Below are 16,924 nucleotides of genomic sequence, written 5' to 3'. Positions count from 1 at the left end.
ATGGTAGAAATAGTGCTTGACGAATGAGTGGGGGCGGACGCGTCGAAACGTCCGCCCCCACTTTGACGTCGCGATGTGGCTACGGCTGCGAGATGGTCGCGATTCGACTACTCGTTGTGCTTCTCCTCGTGACGAGCGGCGGCGCGAGCTTCGTGGATGCCCTTGATCGCGGCATGGCGAGCCGTGCGGGCATCATGGATGGCGTCACGAGCCTCGGCGGACATCGCCTTGGCAGAGCGTAGCTTGGCGGCCAAGGCAGGATTGGTTTCGGCGACTGCGGCGATGGTGGGGCCGTCGAGCTCCTCTTGCGTGGGCTCGGCCAAAAAGTCGATAGCATACTGAGCGGCCACCATGGAGCCCTTGGCGAGCACGCTCTCGTCGATCTTATAGAAGCAGGAGTGCTGGGCATAGGTGGCGCCGATCTGGGGATTGCGCGTGCCCACAAAGGCAAGCACACCCGGTACACGGCGCAGGTACTCCGAAAAATCCTCGCCCGAAAGCGTGCCGCGATAATGGCCTTCGCCGGCTGCACCCAGACACTTGACCACGGCCTGACGACAACGCTCACTCGAGGCGACGTCGTTTTCGACCTTGTAGTTGGCGATGGTGTAGTCGGTAAGTTCAGCCTCGGCGCCCAGGGCCGCCGCAGTGTGCTCTACGATGCGGCGCATGAGCTCGGGCATTTCCTCGTGCGTCGAATCGCCATAGGTGCGCACCGTGCCGGCGAGGTAGGCGGTACCGGCGATAACGTTGCGCGCGGTGCCGCCGTGCAGCTCGCCGACGGTAATGACGGCCGGCTCGTAGGGGCTGATCTCGCGCGAAACGATGGTCTGCAGGGCGTTGACGATCTCGGCCGCCACCATGACGGCGTCGTGGCCGCGCTGGGGCATGGCGCCGTGGCACGAGGTGCCGCGGACATCAATGCGGAACCAGTCGGTATTGGCCATGCGCGGACCGGGCTCGCAGCTTACGGTGCCGGCGTCGACCTCACTCCAGATGTGTGCGGCGTAGGCGCCATCGACGCCGTCGAGCACACCCGTGCCGATCATGAGTTTGGCGCCTTGGCCGTTTTCCTCACTGGGTTGGAAGACGATGCGGACCTCGCCGTGGATGTCGTCGGTCATATGGCGCAGGATCTGCAGCGTACCGAGCATCATGGCAATGTGGCAGTCGTGGCCGCAGGCGTGCATGCAGCCCTCGTTGACGCTGGCGAACTCCTCGCCGGTCTGCTCGGTGACGGGTAGGGCGTCGATATCCGCGCGCAGCAGGATGCAGCGGCGCGGCGTGCCGTCCTCGCGGTAGGCGTCGGGTGCGGTGCCGCGAAGGGTCGCCACCAGGCCCGTCTTAAGCGGGCGCTCGTAGGGGATATTCATGGCGTCGAGCTGGTTGGCGATGTCAGAAGTCGTGCGCTCTTCGGCGAGGCTCAGCTCCGGGTGCTTATGGAAGTGCCGGCGCTGCTTGATGATGTAGGGCTCAAACTCGGCGGCGATATCTTGGATGGCTGCGGTGACGTCATCAGCCGCGCGGGCCTCGGTCGCTGCCATAATCTGCTGTGCCTTGGTCTTCGTCATGGTCGATTTGCTCCTTGCTGGTTTATCGCAAAATCGTACAGGCTCTTTCCAGTATGCCACCTGCCACTTGGGGACGGGGCAGAAATGGTAGAAATGGATACCTCCGTAACCTTGACAGGTCCAAATTGCTTATTCACGCAGCCTTGGATGCGGCTGTCAAGCTTGAAATCTACCATTTCTACCCCGTCCCCAAGTGGCAGGCGGGGCCGTTGGGGTTGGGAAAGGTGCCGTTTACCGCTTGACGTTTTGCAGCTGTGGCGGTGGAGTACACTCGGGGGTGTTGAATTACCTGCCAGAGATGGGGATGCCCATGCAACATATCGATCGGATTATCCGCTCTAAGAACGTCTTTACCTCGCAAGATGGCATCGATACCGCCCGTGAGCTGGCGATTGCCATCGCAGGCGACCGTATCGTCGCAGTCGGCAAGCCCGATGACGTGATCGCCGCCGCGCCTGCCGCCACGCCGGTTATCGACTACGGCGAGCAGTTTGTCTGCCCCGGTTTCCATGACGCTCATCTGCACTTCTTTCATACCTCGGTCGGTTCCTCGCCGTATATGCTCATGGATGGGGGCACGTCCGAGGTGGCGCTGGTACAGCACGTGCTCGAGTTTTCCCAGAATCTGCCCGACGACGCTTGGGTTGTGACGCAGGGCTGGCGCGACTACCGTTGGGACCCGCCCGAGCATCCTACCAAGGCGTCGCTCGATGCGGTATTTCCCGATCGTCCCTGCGTTATGTACTCGGGCGACGGCCACACGCTGTGGCTCAACAGTCGCGCTCTCGAGGCGCTCGGCGTCACGCGCGATAGCGAGCCGCCAGCGGGCGGCAGCTACGACAAGGACGCAAACGGTGAGCTCACGGGCATTGCTCACGAGGCGGCTGCCATGCAGCTGTTGCCGCGCTGCCTTGAGTGGCTGGGCGAAGATCGCATCGCAAGCGCTTACGCCGATCAAATGAGGCGCATGGCCGAGCAGGGCATCACCTCGATCTGCGACATGTCGCTCATGCCCATGCCGGGCTGCGATTTTATCCGCGACGACGTCTACGACAAACTGCAGACAGCCGGCAAGCTGGGCATTCGTGCCCATCTGTTCCCCACGCTGCTGGATGACCAGTCGCGTCTAGAAGAGCTGCAGGCACGTTACGCGAACAACGCACTGCTTTCGGCGCCGGGCTTTAAGCAGTTCTTTGACGGCGTGTCGAGCGAACATACGGCATATCTCACCGAGCCCTATACCAATCCGCGCTTCCCGGGCGACCAAGGCCGTCTGACGGTTTCCGCCGAGCGCATGCGCAAGCTGGTTCTGGCGGCTGCGGAGCGCGGCCGCGCCGTGCGCATCCACGTTATCGGCGACGGTGCGATTCATGCCGCGCTGGATATCTTCGAGGAAGCCGCCGGTCTGTACGGCCCGCCCCAGCACGGCCACAACACGCTCGAGCACCTGGAGAACCTCCTGCCCGAGGACATCGACCGCCTGCGCAAGCTCAACGTCGTCGCCTCGAGCCAGCCCTGCCATATTACGCTCGACCCGGGTGGACCGGAGCGCGATTTGGGCTTGGAGCGCAGCCGCATCATGTGGCCGTTCGCAACCTATAAGCAGCGCGGCATTCGCCAAGCCTTCGGTACCGACAGCCCCATCACGCCCGTTACCAGCATGGACGTGCTCTACACGGCTATCACACGCCAGGACCCCAAAAGCCACTGGCCCGAGGGCGGCTGGTTGCCGAGCGAGCGCATCGACGCGGCAACGGCTTTGCGCAACTACACCTTGGGCAGCGCCTATGCAGCAGGCGACGAGCAAAACCTCGGCAGCTTGGAGCCCGGCAAGTATGCTGACCTGGTGGTCTTGGACCAAAACCCGCTCACCGTTGACCCCCAAGAGCTGCAAGCCACCAAGGTTCAGGCCACCTACCTAGCCGGTAACCTCATCTACGAGCGCTGATGCTCATGCCGTGTCGTTAAACGCGGCCCGGGCGACTTATTTTGGGATGGCGCTCGAGCCACGTCTGTATATCGGTGGGGACTCGTTATGAGCGTCCCTGCTCTGCCGGATTTGTGCGTGGGGTGGAGGCGCTGCTGCCCCGCGCGTTCAAATTGGACATTTGCAATGCTGCCTCATGGTGTTTTGCATACTTCCCATTACAGATTGCATAAAAAGGTTGGGATGTTCTTTCTGGCCCTGGTGTACCCCCGCCTGGGCCGTGCAAAGAACGGAGTATTCAGCACTGCGAGCTCTGCCGGCGCCGTTGCGGTCGGGTAATGTCATGGGGATTGACGTCATTTTGGCGTCCGGGCAGGCACGAGGCATGCCTTTATGCCCTGATGGGGTCTGCCTGCCGACCCAAATCGCCGGTCGAAGGCGTCCTTGGGACCAATAAGATGTGTCTGGCGCGTATACAGCCATCCTGGTCTGCTGAATACTCCCAAAAATGCACGGTGCTCCCCAGGGGACCCGTGCGTGCAGCGAAAGCCATGCCCATGTTCCCATCTGCATCGCCATTTTGCTGCACTGACGTTTCTGAATGCCGCGCCCGAACTAGTTAACTTGGCTCCCGTGTGGCGCCGGAGGGGCGGGGTATAAGGTTTATCGCGAGTTCCGCACGAGCCGAAGGCCACTTAATGTGGCCTTCGTGCGAGCAGGACTGCCCGAGCAGGAAACCTTTTGCCCCGCCCCTCCGGCGCCACACGGGAACTGCGCACAAGTTATCCCCCGGCATTCAGAAAATCTAAGTGCCAAAAAATAAGATTTTTTGACTCTGTGTTGTATAACCCGCCATTCGTGGGTACCATTCAACGCGTACGCAAACAAATAGGGTTAATTCGCGTGGCATAACCACGCGGCCCAAAAAGGAGGAGACAAGCATGTCGTCTTTGAAGCCGCTTGCAGATCGTGTTCTGGTCAAGCCCGACGAGGCCGAGCAGAAGACCGCTTCTGGTCTGTATATCGCCAGCAACGCTCAGGAGAAGCCGCAGCGCGGCACCATCGTTGCCGTTGGCGCTGGCAAGGTCAACGACAAGGGTGAGCGCATCCCCATGGACGTCAAGGAAGGCGACGTTGTCATCTACGGCAAGTTCGGTGGCAACGAGGTCAAGGTCGACGGCGAGAAGTATCTGCTGATGCGCGCCGACGACATCTACGCCGTCGTCGAGGCCTAGTCTCATCAGGCTCTCTGATTCGTCTTTGAACGCGGTCGCCGCATAGGACTCGGAAGCGGCGACGTGAGTCACATTTCTTTTGGAGGATTACCTACCATGGCAAAGAACATTACGTTCAATACCGATGCCCGCGCTAAGCTCGCCAAGGGCGTCAACACTCTGGCCGATGCCGTTACCGTCACCATGGGCCCCAAGGGTCGCTATGTCGCCCTGCAGCGCACGTTCGGTGCCCCGACCATCACCAACGACGGCGTTTCCGTCGCCAAGGAGATCGAGCTCGAGGACAACATCGAGAACATGGGTGCCCAGCTGGTGAAGGAGGTCGCCACCAAGACCAACGACACCGTGGGTGACGGTACCACCACCGCAACCCTGCTCGCTCAGGCCATCGTTAACGACGGTCTTCGCAACGTCGCCGCTGGCGCCAACCCGCTGGCCATCCGTCGCGGCATCGACAAGGCCGTCAACGCCGCCGTCGCCGAGATGAAGAAGCAGGCCAAGCCGGTCGAGACCAAGGAGCAGATTGCTTCCGTCGGTACCATCTCCGCCGGTGACCCCGAGGTCGGCGAGAAGATCGCCGAGGCCATGGAAGTCGTGGGCAAGGACGGCGTCATCACCGTCGAGGATTCCCAGACGTTCGACATCACCATCGACACCGTCGAGGGCATGCAGTTCGATAAGGGCTACGTCTCCGCTTACTTCGTGACGGACAACGACCGTATGGAGGCCGTGATGAAGGATCCGTACATCCTCATTACCGACCAGAAGATCTCCAGCGTCCAGGACATCATGCCTGTTCTCGAGGCTGTCCAGCGCGCTGGCCGTGGCCTGCTCATCATCGCTGAGGACATCGACGGCGAGGCTCTGCCCACCCTCGTCCTCAACAAGATCCGCGGCGCCCTCAACGTCTGCGCCGTCAAGGCTCCGGGCTACGGCGATCGCCGCAAGCGCATTCTCGAGGACATCGCCGTCCTCACCGGTGGTCAGGCTGCTCTGGACGAGCTGGGCGTGAAGGTCGCTGACATCACCGCCGATATGCTCGGTACCGCTAAGTCCGTCACCATCTCCAAGGACAACACCGTCATCGTCGGCGGCGCTGGCTCCAAGGAGGCCATCGACGCCCGTATTGCTCAGATCAAGGGCGAGATGGAGAACACCACCTCTGACTTCGACCGCGAGAAGCTCCAGGAGCGCCTGGCCAAGCTCTCCGGTGGCGTTGCCGTCATCAAGGTCGGCGCTGCCACCGAGTCCGAGCTCAAGGAGATCAAGCACCGCGTCGAGGACGCCCTGCAGGCAACCCGCGCTGCTGTCGAGGAGGGCATTGTCGCTGGCGGCGGCGTCGCCTTCATGGACGCTGTTCCTGCGCTCGATGCAGTCGAGATCGACGACCCCGAGGAGAAGATCGGCGTCGACATCGTCAAGAAGGCTCTGACCGCTCCGGTCGCAACCATTGCCAAGAACGCTGGCTTTGAGGGCGCTGTCGTGGTCGACAAGGTCGCCGAGCTGCCCGCTGGCCAGGGTCTCAACTCTGCCAACGGCGAGTGGGGCGACATGATCGAGATGGGCGTCCTCGACCCCGTCAAGGTCAGTCGCGTCACCCTGCAGAACGCTGCTTCTGTCGCCAGCCTGATCCTCATCACCGAGGCCACGGTTTCCGATGTGCCCAAGAACACTCAGCTTGAGGATGCTATCGCTGCTGCTACCGCTGGTCAGCAGGGCGGCGGTATGTACTAAGGCCGACAAGGTCTAGAACTCCCACCGGGAATCCCGGGGGCGTGACGGGGCTTCTCTCCGGAACGTCCTCGGACATGCAAAGAGGCTCCGCATCGCGCTTCGCGCTGCGGAGCCTCTTTGCGTCCTGCGGAATGTTCCGGAGAGAAGCCCCGTCACGCCGCCGGATTCCCTGCGTTTACGGCCTTGAGGTCGGCTCGCGGAGAAGGACATGGTTGATGGGGGTACGTGTCCCTTTCGCTGTTTCGCGGCTTTGCCGCGAAAAGCGCGTTACTGTGGGATGGGTGGGGAACGTGGTTGTTGCGGCAACTGATCCCCACCATAAATTACCCATGGCATACTTGCGCGAAAGCCTACCCGTGCTAGACTTGGAATTGCTGTTTCAGGGCGGGGTGAAATTCCCCACTGGCGGTAAATCGGACGGTGCCAGAGGGGCGCCGTGGCGCAGGCGAGGTGCCTGCGTCCGAGCCGATGAGTCCGCGACCCGTGCGTGCGTTGGTTCACATGCCGGCTGAACTGGTGAGACCCCAGTACCAACGGTTAGAGTCCGGATGAAAGAGGCAGGTGATCTTATGTCTGAACAGTCGCAGCATATCCATTTTGAGAACACGAATAGGTGGAGCACCAAACAGCTCGTTACCATGGCGCTGATGTGCGCCTTGGGCACCCTGTTTATGTACGTGCAGCTGCCCATCCTTCCTTCGGCGCCGTTTTTGACCTACGACCCGTCGCTGGTGCCGGCGATGGTGTGCGGGTTTGCGTATGGTCCCGGCGCCGGTACTGCTGTTGCCGCTATGGCTATCGTTATTCACGCGCTCACCACGGGTGACTGGGTCGGTGCGCTTATGAACCTGGTTGCCACGCTGGGCTACATTCTGCCCGCGGCTATCGTCTACCAGAAGATGCATACCTATAAGGGTGCCGTGATTGGCCTGGTGTTCGGCGTCATTGCCGCTACGGCACTGTCTATGGTCGCAAACCTTACCATTGGCGTATGGTTCTGGTATGGCTCGGTCGATGCGATCGCTCCGCTCATGGTTCCTGCCGTGCTGCCGTTCAACCTTATCAAGACCGTGCTCAACTCGGTGCTCACGCTTGCAGTGTACAAGGCGGTCTCCAACCTCATCACGCCTAAAAAGAACCAGGTCAAAGGCCGCGCATGATTGATTGTCGAGGCGTTTCCTTTAGCTATGACGGTGTCACGCCGGCGCTCGACGGTATCGATCTGAACATCGAGGATGGCGAGTTTTTCTGCATCCTCGGCGGCAATGGGTCGGGCAAGTCGACGTTTGCCAAGCATCTGAATGCGCTGCTGCAGCCCGATGCAGGAACGGTGCGTATCAACGGCATGGACGCGTCCGATCCCGAGCTGGTCTACGACATCCGCTCGACCGCGGGCATGGTGTTCCAGAATCCCGATGATCAGCTGGTGGCAACGCTTGTCGAAGATGACGTTGCGTTTGGTCCCGAAAACCTTGGCGTGCCATCGGCGCAAATTGCGCAGCGCGTACGCGAGGCGCTGAAGGGTGTAGGCCTGGTGGGCTTTGAGCGCCACGAGACCCATGCACTTTCGGGCGGCCAAAAGCAGCGCGTGGCGCTTGCCGGCGTGCTCGCCATGGAACCGCGCGTGCTCATATTGGACGAGGCTTCCTCGATGCTCGATCCGCGTGGACGTAAGGGCCTCATGAAGGTTTGCCGCGCGTTGCACGATCGCGGCATGACCATCGTGATGATTACGCACTTTATGGAAGAGGCCGCCGAGGCCGATCGTGTCGCGGTGTTTCGGGCGGGGCGCGTTGCCATGCTCGGTGCGCCCGAGGAAATCTTGACGCGGGCGGACGAACTTGCCCAGCTCAACCTGGATATGCCGGCGTCGTGCTGTCTAGGCAGGGCACTCCGCGAGAAGGGCGTACCCGTTTGCGCGCAGGTGCGTGAGGCGGATATGGTCGCCGAGATTGCACAGGTTTATGCTGAGCGGAGCGGGGCGGACGTCGCTGGGCGGCCCTCCGCATCCGATTCTCGTGTGCTTGACCATGCATCCTCTGCAGCCGACGGGATGGTCGCGTCGGAACCCGTCATCGAGATTTCGCACCTCTCGCATAGTTACACGCTGAGCGCCCGCGAGCGCCGCCGATGGCGCAAGCACTCGACCACTGTGGGCGCATCGGGCAAACAGGCTCTTTGGGGCAGCGATCCAAACAGCCCCTGGGCGCTACGTGATGTTTCGCTGACGGTGCGTCGCGGCGAGTTTCTGGGCCTGGCGGGTCATACCGGCTCGGGTAAATCAACGCTGGTTCAGCATCTCAACGGGCTGATTCGTCCACAGGAGGGGGGCGTTTGCGCACTGGGACTCGACCTATCAAGCAAGAAAGGCGCCTCCGCGGTTAAGGCCAAGGTCGGCGTGGTGTTTCAGTATCCTGAGCGCCAGCTATTTGCCGAGACCGTGGCGCAGGACGTGGCGTTTGGCCCGCGCAACCTTGGCCTGCCGCAAGACGAGGTTGTTCGCCGTGTCGCAACATCGCTTGCGCGCGTGGGCCTCGACCTTGCTGCGATAGGCGACAAGAGCCCCTTTGAGCTTTCGGGCGGTCAGCAGCGCCGCGTGGCGTTTGCCGGCGTGCTCGCCATGGAGCCCGAGGTCCTGGTGCTCGACGAGCCCATGGCGGGGCTCGATCCGGCTGCGCGCAGGGATTTCCTGGAGCTCATCGATCGGCTCCATCGTGAGGGCCTGACCGTTGTCATGGTTTCGCACAGCATGGATGACCTGGCAAATTGTTGTGACCGTATCGTTGTGATGAACGAGGGCGCGGTGTTTGCCGATGGAACGCCCGCACAGGTTTTTGCGCACGCGAACGAGCTCAAATCGATCGGTTTGGGCGTTCCCGCTGCGCAGCGCATGGCATTGTCGCTCGTGCAAGCCGGTGTGCCGCTCCGCTGCGACAAGCTTTATACGGTTGAGGCGCTGGCCGACGAGTTGGCCGGCATGCTGCTAGGCTGCGCGGACGGACCTTTGAGGGCGTCGCGTCAGGCTGGTTCCAAGATGGCCACGCAAGAGGAGGGCTGCTAATGGAGGCATTCTCATTTGGCAGCTACTATCCGGGGGAAAGCGCAGTGCATCGCCTGGATCCGCGCACTAAGTTGCTCCTAGGTTTCGCATTTCTGATCACTGCGCTCACCGTCGGCAGCTTCCGCGGGCTGCTTCCGGTCGCAATTTTTGTCGTGCTGGTCTATGTCGCGGCCCGGGTTCCGTTGCGTCGGGTCCTATCGTCGATGGCACCACTGCTGGCGATTGTCGTGGTGGTCGCGGTGCTCAACCTGTTTTCCGATCAGAGTGGCCGCATTTTGTGGCAGTTTGGCTTTTTGCAGGTGAGCGAGGGCTCGCTGCGTTCTGCGACGTTTATGGCGTGTCGCCTGACGATGATGATGGCCGGCATGAGCGCCATTACGCTCACCACGCCGACGCTCGACCTCACCGCGGGTTTTGAGCGCCTGCTCGCACCATTCGCGCGCGTGGGGCTTCCGGCGCACGAGCTCGGCATGATTATGGGTATCGCACTGCGGTTTATGCCACAATTTGCCACCGAGATGAAACAGACGGCCGATGCACAGGCAAGCCGTGGCGCGCGCGTGACGGGCGGTCCGCTCGGTGGCGTGCGCATGCTCGGCAGTGTGGCGATTCCGCTGTTTGCTGGCGTGTTCCGTCATGCCGAGACGCTTTCGGCCGCCATGGATGCGCGCTGCTATCACGGCGAGCGGGGACGCACGCGTCTGCATGCGCTTACGTTTGGCCGCGGGGATGCACTGGCCGCGGTGGCGATGGCGCTGCTGGTGGCATGCGTTGTCGTTATCAATCTTCAACTCGTCTAAGCTCGATTCGAGCGCAAGAAAGGGGTCTCTATGACAGACATCGATCGCATGGCTCAGCTCGAGCGCGTCTGCTCGTATCTCAGGCGCATTCCGGCGTGGTATCTTGCCACGACCGATGCAAACGACGGACATCAGCCCCGCGTGAGGCCGTTTTCGTTTGCCATGGTCGATAACGACAAGCTGTGGTTTTGCACGTCGCGCGACAAGGATGTGTGGGCGGAGTTGAGCAAGAATCCCAAGTTTGAGGTATCGGGCTGGAAGCCGGGGGAGTGCTGGATCGTGTTAACTGGCGAGGCCGCACTCGAGGACGATGCATTCGTGAGTGACAAGGTGCGCCAGACGGGCTTTAAGCACATGGTGGGCATTGGCGAGCAACACGATAGTGCCAACGATGGCCGTCTTGCGTTCTTCTCGGTCCGCAACATCGCCGCGCGGTTCTGCGATATCGACGGCAGCGAAGAGCTCCTCGAGCTTTAATTTCCCAAATTAGCTGCCCATTCCAAAAAGACTGGTCAGATGACAGGAGGAAACGTGGACGGATTGAATACGGTGCTGGAGTATCTGACGTCGGTGCCGGCGTGGTACCTAGCGACGAGCGTGGATGGGCAGCCGCATGTGCGTCCGTTCTCGTTTGCGCAGATTCAGGACGGCAAGCTGTGGTTTGTAACGGCGCGCACCAAAGATGTGTGGCAAGAGCTGCTGCAAAACCAGCGCTTTGAGGCCACGAGTTGGTGGCCGGGCCATGGTTGGTTGATCCTGCGCGGGCGTGCGGGTCTGGACGACCGGGCTTCGGATGAAATGCGCGAAGCCGGGTGGAAGCATCTTGAGCGCTTGAGCGAGCACTATGAGGGGCCTAACGATCCCACGCTCGTCTTCTTTAGCGTCGAGGACCCCGAGGCTTTTATCTGCAATCACGACGAATGGGTTCCGGTCGAGCTCTAGGCTGCTCTGGGCGACCCTTAAGTTTGGTATTCCGCATAAGGTGGGCTCTGCATTGGCCAGCAGTATGATGCGCTGCGGCTAATGCAGAGCTCGCTTATTTTTTGTCAATTCTTTCAAGCGAATGTGTCGGGTATGTTTCAATGCATGAAGACACAAATTATTTGCGTAAATATGCATTCTCGGGTGCTAAAGTTTCAACCTACCTCATAACGACGGCTGCGGAATGCGCAATGACGCATAAGACCGCAGACAAGGAGTCCGATATGTCTTTAAAGGTTGGAATCGTCGGCGCGGCTGGATATGCCGGCGCCGAGCTTATTCGCCTCGTGCTCGGCCATCCCGAGTTTGAACTTGTTGCCATTACGTCCAACGCCGATGCCGGCCAGCTGCTGTCCGCGGTGTATCCGAGCTTTGCTGGCGTGAGCGATCTGGTTTTCACCACGCATGACGCCCCTGAACTCAAGAGCTGCGATGCGGTTTTTCTCGCCGTGCCGCACACGGCTGCCATGGCACAGGTGCCCGCTCTGCTTGCGTCGGGTGTCTCTTGCTTTGATCTTTCGGCCGATTACCGTCTGAGCGACGCGTCTGTCTTTGAGACATGGTATGCCGCCGAGCACACGAGCCCCGAGTTGCTCAAGACACGTGCCTTCGGTCTGCCCGAGTTGTTCTGCCGGGACTTAGAGACCGCTGCTTCCAGCCATGCCGCTGGCAGACCCGTGCTGGTCGCCTGCGCCGGTTGCTATCCCACCGCAACGAGTCTTGCTGCCGCGCCTGCCGTGCGTGCGGGCTGGGTGGCCCAGAGCGGCCCCGTAGTCGTCGACGCCATCAGTGGCGTGACGGGTGCCGGTAAGTCGTGCAACACCCGCACCCATTTTTGCAGCGCGGACGAGAGTCTGGAGGCCTATGGCGTAGGAAAACATCGCCATACGCCAGAAATCGAGCAAATTCTGGGCCTTACCGATCGCGTCGTCTTTACTCCGCACCTGGCACCGCTCAAGCGCGGCCTGCTCTCTACGGTGACGCTGCCGCTCGCAACGCAGGCTCTCGAAGCGCTGACTCTTGAGGATGCCGTCGACCATTACAAGAAGTTCTACGCCGGTCGTACCTTTGTGCGCGTGCTCGATGCCGGCCAGCAGCCCAAGACGGCTTCGGTTGTCGGTACCAATGCCGCCCAGATCGGCCTTGCGCTCAACAAGCGTGCGGGCGTGCTGGTGGCGACGGGAGCCATCGACAATTTGTGCAAGGGCGCTGCGGGCCAGGCGGTCCAGTGCGCCAACATCGTCTTTGGTTTTGACGAGCGACGAGGCTTGCCCACAGTGGCGTGCCCGGTGTAGCACATTCGATTATTAACGATTTGGTAGTCGGGTATCGAGTTTGGCGCCACTTTTAAGCTGGTCTCATGATTGTGGCTGGTATGGCGCACCAACCGATGCCCATTTTTTGTTTGACATAAGGAGTCGTAAAGACGATGAATGCTGAGCAGTTCGATATCAAGATTCGCGCCGTAGAGGGCGGCGTAACGGCGGCAGCCGGCTTTAAGGCGGCGGGCATCCATGCCGGATTCCGCAAGAATCCCGAGCGCCTGGATTACGCGCTCGTTGTGCCCGATAAACCCTGTCCCGGGGCCGGCGTGTTTACGACTAACCGCTTTTGTGCGGCGCCCGTGCAGGTGAGCCGTGCCAACCTGGGCGGTACGGACAAGGGCTATGGCATCATCGCCGGTGTTTCAATCAACTCCGGCAACGCGAACGCCGCCACGGGCGAGACCGGCCTTGCCTGTGCGCGCGAGACGTGCAATATCGCCTCGCAGGTCATTGGCTGTGAACCCCAGCAGATTTTAGTTGCCTCCACGGGCGTGATCGGACAGATTCTGCCGATTGACACGTTTGAGACGGCAATTCCGTCCGCCTACGAGGCACTCTCTGCCCATGGCGGCGCCGATGCAGCCCGTGCCATCATGACGACCGATGCGCATTCCAAGGAGTATGCCGTTCGCTACCGCAGTGAGGCTGTGGGCCATGTGGGCAACGTTTATACGGTGGGCGGCATGTGCAAGGGATCGGGCATGATCATGCCCAATATGGCCACCATGATCGCGGTCATTACTACCGATGCCCCCGTCGAGTCGGCGGCGCTCCACACCCTACTGCTCTCGACCGTTAAACAGACCTTTAATAAAGTGACGGTCGATTCCGATACCTCGACCAACGACACCTGTATCATGCTGGCTTCTGGCGCTGCCGCCGCGGATGCCGAGGCCATCGTCGAGGGCACTGACGCCTTTGACGAGCTGGCCTTTGCCGTGCACGAGGTGTGCGAGAGCCTGGCACGTAACATCGCGGCCGATGGCGAGGGTGCGTCAAAGCTCGTGACGGTTAACGTCACCGGCGCCGCCAACGACGAGGAAGCCGATATCGCCGCCCGTGCCGTCGCCAACTCGCCGCTCGTCAAGACCTGCATCGCTGGCCACGACTGCAATTGGGGTCGCGTTGCCATGGCGCTCGGCAAGTGCGGCGTAAAGTTTAATCAGGAAGACGTTTCCATCGACATGATGGGCATGCCCGTCTGCCGCGATGGCCTGACTGTTCCTTTTGACGAGGACGAGGCCCTGCGACGTTTTGAGGCGCCCGAGATCGTGATTTCGGCCGACCTGGGCGCAGGCGACGCGGCAACGACCGTGTGGACCTGTGACCTCACGCACGAGTACATCTCAATCAATGGTGACTACCGCTCCTAGACTCCAGGCACGCTGCGCATCTCGCCGCGATTGCGGGCAGCGGAGCACAGCGCGATAACGATACGAAAGACGAGGCAGATTATGAAATTCGCACGCGATTGTCGTTCGAGCGAATCCAACGAAGCAACTGCGCAGCTGCTGTTCGAAGCGCTGCCGTGGATTAAAAACCTGACCGGCAAGACGGTCGTTATCAAGTATGGCGGGGCCGCCATGGTAGACGAGCAACTGCGTCGCGACGTGATGAGCGACATCGTTTTGCTCAAGATTATCGGCATGCGCCCCGTCATCGTGCATGGCGGCGGTAAAGCCATCAACGAGGCGCTGAGCCATTACGATATGCCCGTCGAGTTTAAGAACGGTCAGCGCGTGACCACGCCGGCGACCATGGATATCGTGCGCGAGGTGCTGGGCGGCAAGGTTAACCAAGAGCTGGTGGCGGCAATCAACCACCACGGTAACTTGGCCGTGGGCGTATCGGGCAGCGACGCCGGCACGCTCATCGCCGAGCCGCTCGACCCCGAGCTCGGACGCGTGGGCAAAGTGACGCATGTCAACACCGACTACATCGAGAACTTGCTCGATAGCGAGTATATTCCCGTCATCGCTACCGTCGCGGCGGGGGAGGACGGTGGCTTCTTCAATATCAACGCCGACACCGCCGCCGGTGCCGTTGCGGCGGCGCTCCACGCGCACAAGGCGATCTTTTTGACCGACGTCGACGGCCTGTACAAGGACTTTAGCGATAAAGACTCGCTCATCTCCAACCTAACGCTCGACGAGGTTAATGAGATGCTCTACGGTGGCGAGGTCGATAAGGGCATGATTCCCAAACTGCGCGCGGCCGTCGATGCGCTTGTCGGCGGCGTATTTCGCGCTCACATCATTAACGGTACCACGCCGCATTCGCTGCTCCTGGAGCTGCTGACCGATGCCGGCGTCGGCACCGTGATCCACTCTACCGAGACGGCCTACGAATTTGATACGCACCCGCACCCGCTTTCGACCTTTGCGGCGCGCCTGACCGAGAACCTCGACGAGGTCGAGAAGCTCCAGACGGTCTAGCTGGTTAGAAATCGTCACACCGTTACACCCACAGTCCGCGCCACCTGGCGCTTAACGAAAGGCATCTCATGTCACTTGCAGCTCAACAATCGCTCGAATCCCACTACGTTATGCAAACCTTTGGCCGCTCGCCGGTCGAGTTTGTCGAGGGCCACGGCATGAAGCTCACCGGCGACGATGGTCGCGAATATCTCGATTTTCTTGCAGGTATTGGCGTATGCAGCCTAGGCCACGGCAACCCGGCGGTGCTCTCGGCGCTCGAGGCCCAGGCCAAGAAGCTCCTACATGTCTCCAACTACTTCTACATTGAGCAGCGTGGCCAGGTCGCGGCGTTGCTGTCCAAGCTCGCCAACGACGATGCGGACGGTGCGCGCGTGCTTGCCGACGCGATTGCCGCTGGCGACGAGACCACGGCGGCGGCGCTTGGCGCTCCGGCTGCGGGCGAGCAGGTGTGGGAGACGTTCTTTGCCAATTCCGGTGCCGAGGCCAACGAGGGGTCTATGAAGCTCGCGCGTCTGTACGCCAAACGTGCCGGCAACGGTGGCAACACCATCGTGTGTATGCGCGGCGGATTTCATGGTCGTACGCTCGAGACCATTGCCGCGACCATGCAGGATTGGCTGCAGGACAGTTTCCGCCCACTGCCGAGTGGATTTGTGGCATGCACACCCAACGATGTAGATGAACTGCGTGCAATTTTTAAGCAGTTGGGAAGCGAGATTTGCGCTGTGATGCTCGAGCCGATCCAGGGCGAAAGCGGTGTGCATCCCATGACCGAGGAGTTTATGGCGGCGGCGCGCGACTTGGCACACGAGGTGGGTGCCGTGCTTATCGCCGATGAGGTCCAGTGCGGTATTTTCCGCTCCGGCAAGCCGTTTGCGTTCCAGACTTATGGTGTGGAGCCCGATATCATGAGTCTTGCCAAGGGCATCGCCGACGGCGTGCCCATGGGTGCCGTGGTGGCAAAGAAAGAAATCGCTGACATCTTTAAGCCCGGCGACCATGGTTCGACCTTCGGCGGCAGCTGCTTGGCCATCGCGGCGTGTGCCGCGACGCTCTCCGCGCTTGTGCGCGGTGACTACGCAGACCATGCCGCCAAGGTGGGTGCCTATATGGAGGCAAGGCTCGCCAAGCTGCCGCATGTTACCGAGGTGCGTGGTCGCGGCCTAATGCTCGGCTGCGATTTGGACGATGCTGCGGGTGATGCGCACGACGTTGTGGCTCGCGCATTGGTGGCTGGTGCCGTGATTAACGCTACAGGTGCACATACACTGCGCTTCCTGCCGCCGCTCGTGTGCGAGGAAGCCGACGTGGACAGCTTAATCGAGATCCTGGCGGGTGTTTTTGCTTAGCGTCATCAGGCATAGCAATTTGAAGCGGGTTCCAGACCGTCACGTGCCGTTTGGCGCACGATTGGGCGAACTGGAGCCCGTTTTGCTATCGATTTGCCATGGCTGGGATAGGCCGTGTGCAAAAAAGAAAGGCCCCCATCGCTGGGAGCCTTTTCAATCAAGTGGTGGGCGATGAGGGATGTCCGCGTGCGGCTGGCGCCGCCCGAGCCCCGCTTCGTCGCTCCGCTCCTCGCGTGCTGCGCTGGAAAACGCTTCGCGTTTCCTCAGCTCCGCACCCTTGCGGGTTCGAATCCCATGCACCGGGCGCAAACAAAAACGGTCCCCTTGCGAGGACCGTTTCCAATTCAGTGGTGGGCGATGAGGGATGTCCGCGTGCGGCTGGCGCCGCCCGCGCCCCGCTTCGTCGCTCCGCTCCTCGCGTGCTGCGCTGGAAAACGCTTCGCGTTTCCTCAGCTCCGCACCCTTGCGGGTTCGAATCCCATGCACCGGGCGCAAACAAAAAC

13 protein-coding genes and 1 riboswitch are annotated in these 16,924 nt (G+C 61.1%); of the genes, 12 read left to right on the top strand and 1 reads right to left on the bottom strand.

From position 1 onward, the window contains the following. Positions 1-107: 107 nt before the first annotated feature. Positions 108-1,571 carry a M20 family metallopeptidase gene (locus ACTQXO_RS06810; protein WP_441033439.1) on the bottom strand — a complete coding sequence of 488 codons (1,464 nt, stop codon included), beginning with the start codon at positions 1,569-1,571 and terminating at the stop codon, positions 108-110. Between the two features lie 304 nt (positions 1,572-1,875). On the opposite strand from ACTQXO_RS06810, the gene ACTQXO_RS06805 reads away from it, so the two are divergent. The 12 genes from ACTQXO_RS06805 (at position 1,876) to ACTQXO_RS06750 (ending at position 16,421) form a co-directional block, all read left to right on the top strand. Further along, the gene (locus ACTQXO_RS06805) at positions 1,876-3,519 is read left to right on the top strand and encodes an amidohydrolase (RefSeq protein ID WP_441033437.1); all 1,644 of its coding nucleotides are present in this window, start codon (positions 1,876-1,878) and stop codon (positions 3,517-3,519) included. Positions 3,520-4,439: 920 nt separating this feature from the next. Further along, positions 4,440-4,733 carry a co-chaperone GroES gene (gene groES / locus ACTQXO_RS06800; RefSeq protein WP_089572547.1) on the top strand — a complete coding sequence of 98 codons (294 nt, stop codon included), beginning with the start codon at positions 4,440-4,442 and terminating at the stop codon, positions 4,731-4,733. Positions 4,734-4,829: 96 nt separating this feature from the next. Next, a complete protein-coding gene (gene groL, locus ACTQXO_RS06795) occupies positions 4,830-6,467 on the top strand; it encodes a chaperonin GroEL (protein ID WP_117763491.1) in 1,638 nt (545 codons plus the stop codon). A gap of 371 nt (positions 6,468-6,838) precedes the next feature. Beyond that, a riboswitch (FMN riboswitch) is annotated at positions 6,839-7,031 on the top strand. 5 nt (positions 7,032-7,036) lie between these two features. Continuing rightward, the gene (locus ACTQXO_RS06790; RefSeq protein WP_441033432.1) at positions 7,037-7,627 is read left to right on the top strand and encodes an ECF transporter S component; all 591 of its coding nucleotides are present in this window, start codon (positions 7,037-7,039) and stop codon (positions 7,625-7,627) included. Continuing rightward, entirely contained in the window at positions 7,624-9,528 is a 1,905-nt protein-coding gene (locus ACTQXO_RS06785; protein ID WP_441033430.1) for an energy-coupling factor transporter ATPase, read from the top strand. The genes ACTQXO_RS06790 and ACTQXO_RS06785 overlap by 4 nt, the downstream gene beginning before the upstream one ends. Continuing rightward, positions 9,528-10,328 (top strand): energy-coupling factor transporter transmembrane component T family protein, encoded by an 801-nt coding sequence (locus ACTQXO_RS06780; RefSeq protein WP_441033427.1) that lies wholly within the window; start codon positions 9,528-9,530, stop codon positions 10,326-10,328. Before ACTQXO_RS06785 ends, ACTQXO_RS06780 begins: the two co-directional genes overlap by 1 nt. Positions 10,329-10,358: 30 nt before the next feature. Beyond that, the gene (locus tag ACTQXO_RS06775) at positions 10,359-10,805 is read left to right on the top strand and encodes a pyridoxamine 5'-phosphate oxidase family protein (protein WP_427726998.1); all 447 of its coding nucleotides are present in this window, start codon (positions 10,359-10,361) and stop codon (positions 10,803-10,805) included. 54 nt (positions 10,806-10,859) lie between these two features. After that, a complete protein-coding gene (locus ACTQXO_RS06770; protein ID WP_427718303.1) occupies positions 10,860-11,270 on the top strand; it encodes a pyridoxamine 5'-phosphate oxidase family protein in 411 nt (136 codons plus the stop codon). A gap of 263 nt (positions 11,271-11,533) precedes the next feature. Beyond that, positions 11,534-12,604 (top strand): N-acetyl-gamma-glutamyl-phosphate reductase, encoded by a 1,071-nt coding sequence (gene argC, locus ACTQXO_RS06765; RefSeq protein ID WP_441033423.1) that lies wholly within the window; start codon positions 11,534-11,536, stop codon positions 12,602-12,604. Positions 12,605-12,738: 134 nt separating this feature from the next. Beyond that, positions 12,739-14,007, top strand: coding sequence for a bifunctional glutamate N-acetyltransferase/amino-acid acetyltransferase ArgJ (gene argJ, locus ACTQXO_RS06760; RefSeq protein ID WP_441033420.1), 1,269 nt, complete (start codon positions 12,739-12,741; stop codon positions 14,005-14,007). A gap of 81 nt (positions 14,008-14,088) precedes the next feature. Continuing rightward, positions 14,089-15,069 carry an acetylglutamate kinase gene (gene argB, locus ACTQXO_RS06755; protein ID WP_427718310.1) on the top strand — a complete coding sequence of 327 codons (981 nt, stop codon included), beginning with the start codon at positions 14,089-14,091 and terminating at the stop codon, positions 15,067-15,069. Between the two features lie 68 nt (positions 15,070-15,137). Beyond that, a complete protein-coding gene (locus ACTQXO_RS06750; RefSeq protein ID WP_441033416.1) occupies positions 15,138-16,421 on the top strand; it encodes an aminotransferase class III-fold pyridoxal phosphate-dependent enzyme in 1,284 nt (427 codons plus the stop codon). Positions 16,422-16,924: the final 503 nt, after the last annotated feature.

Origin of the sequence: Collinsella sp. LCP19S3_D5, from assembly GCF_052121415.1 — a bacterium.
Lineage (GTDB): Bacteria > Actinomycetota > Coriobacteriia > Coriobacteriales > Coriobacteriaceae > Collinsella.
The sequence above is the reverse complement of the archived record's forward strand: the minus strand, read 5'-3'. Positions and strand labels throughout refer to the sequence as shown.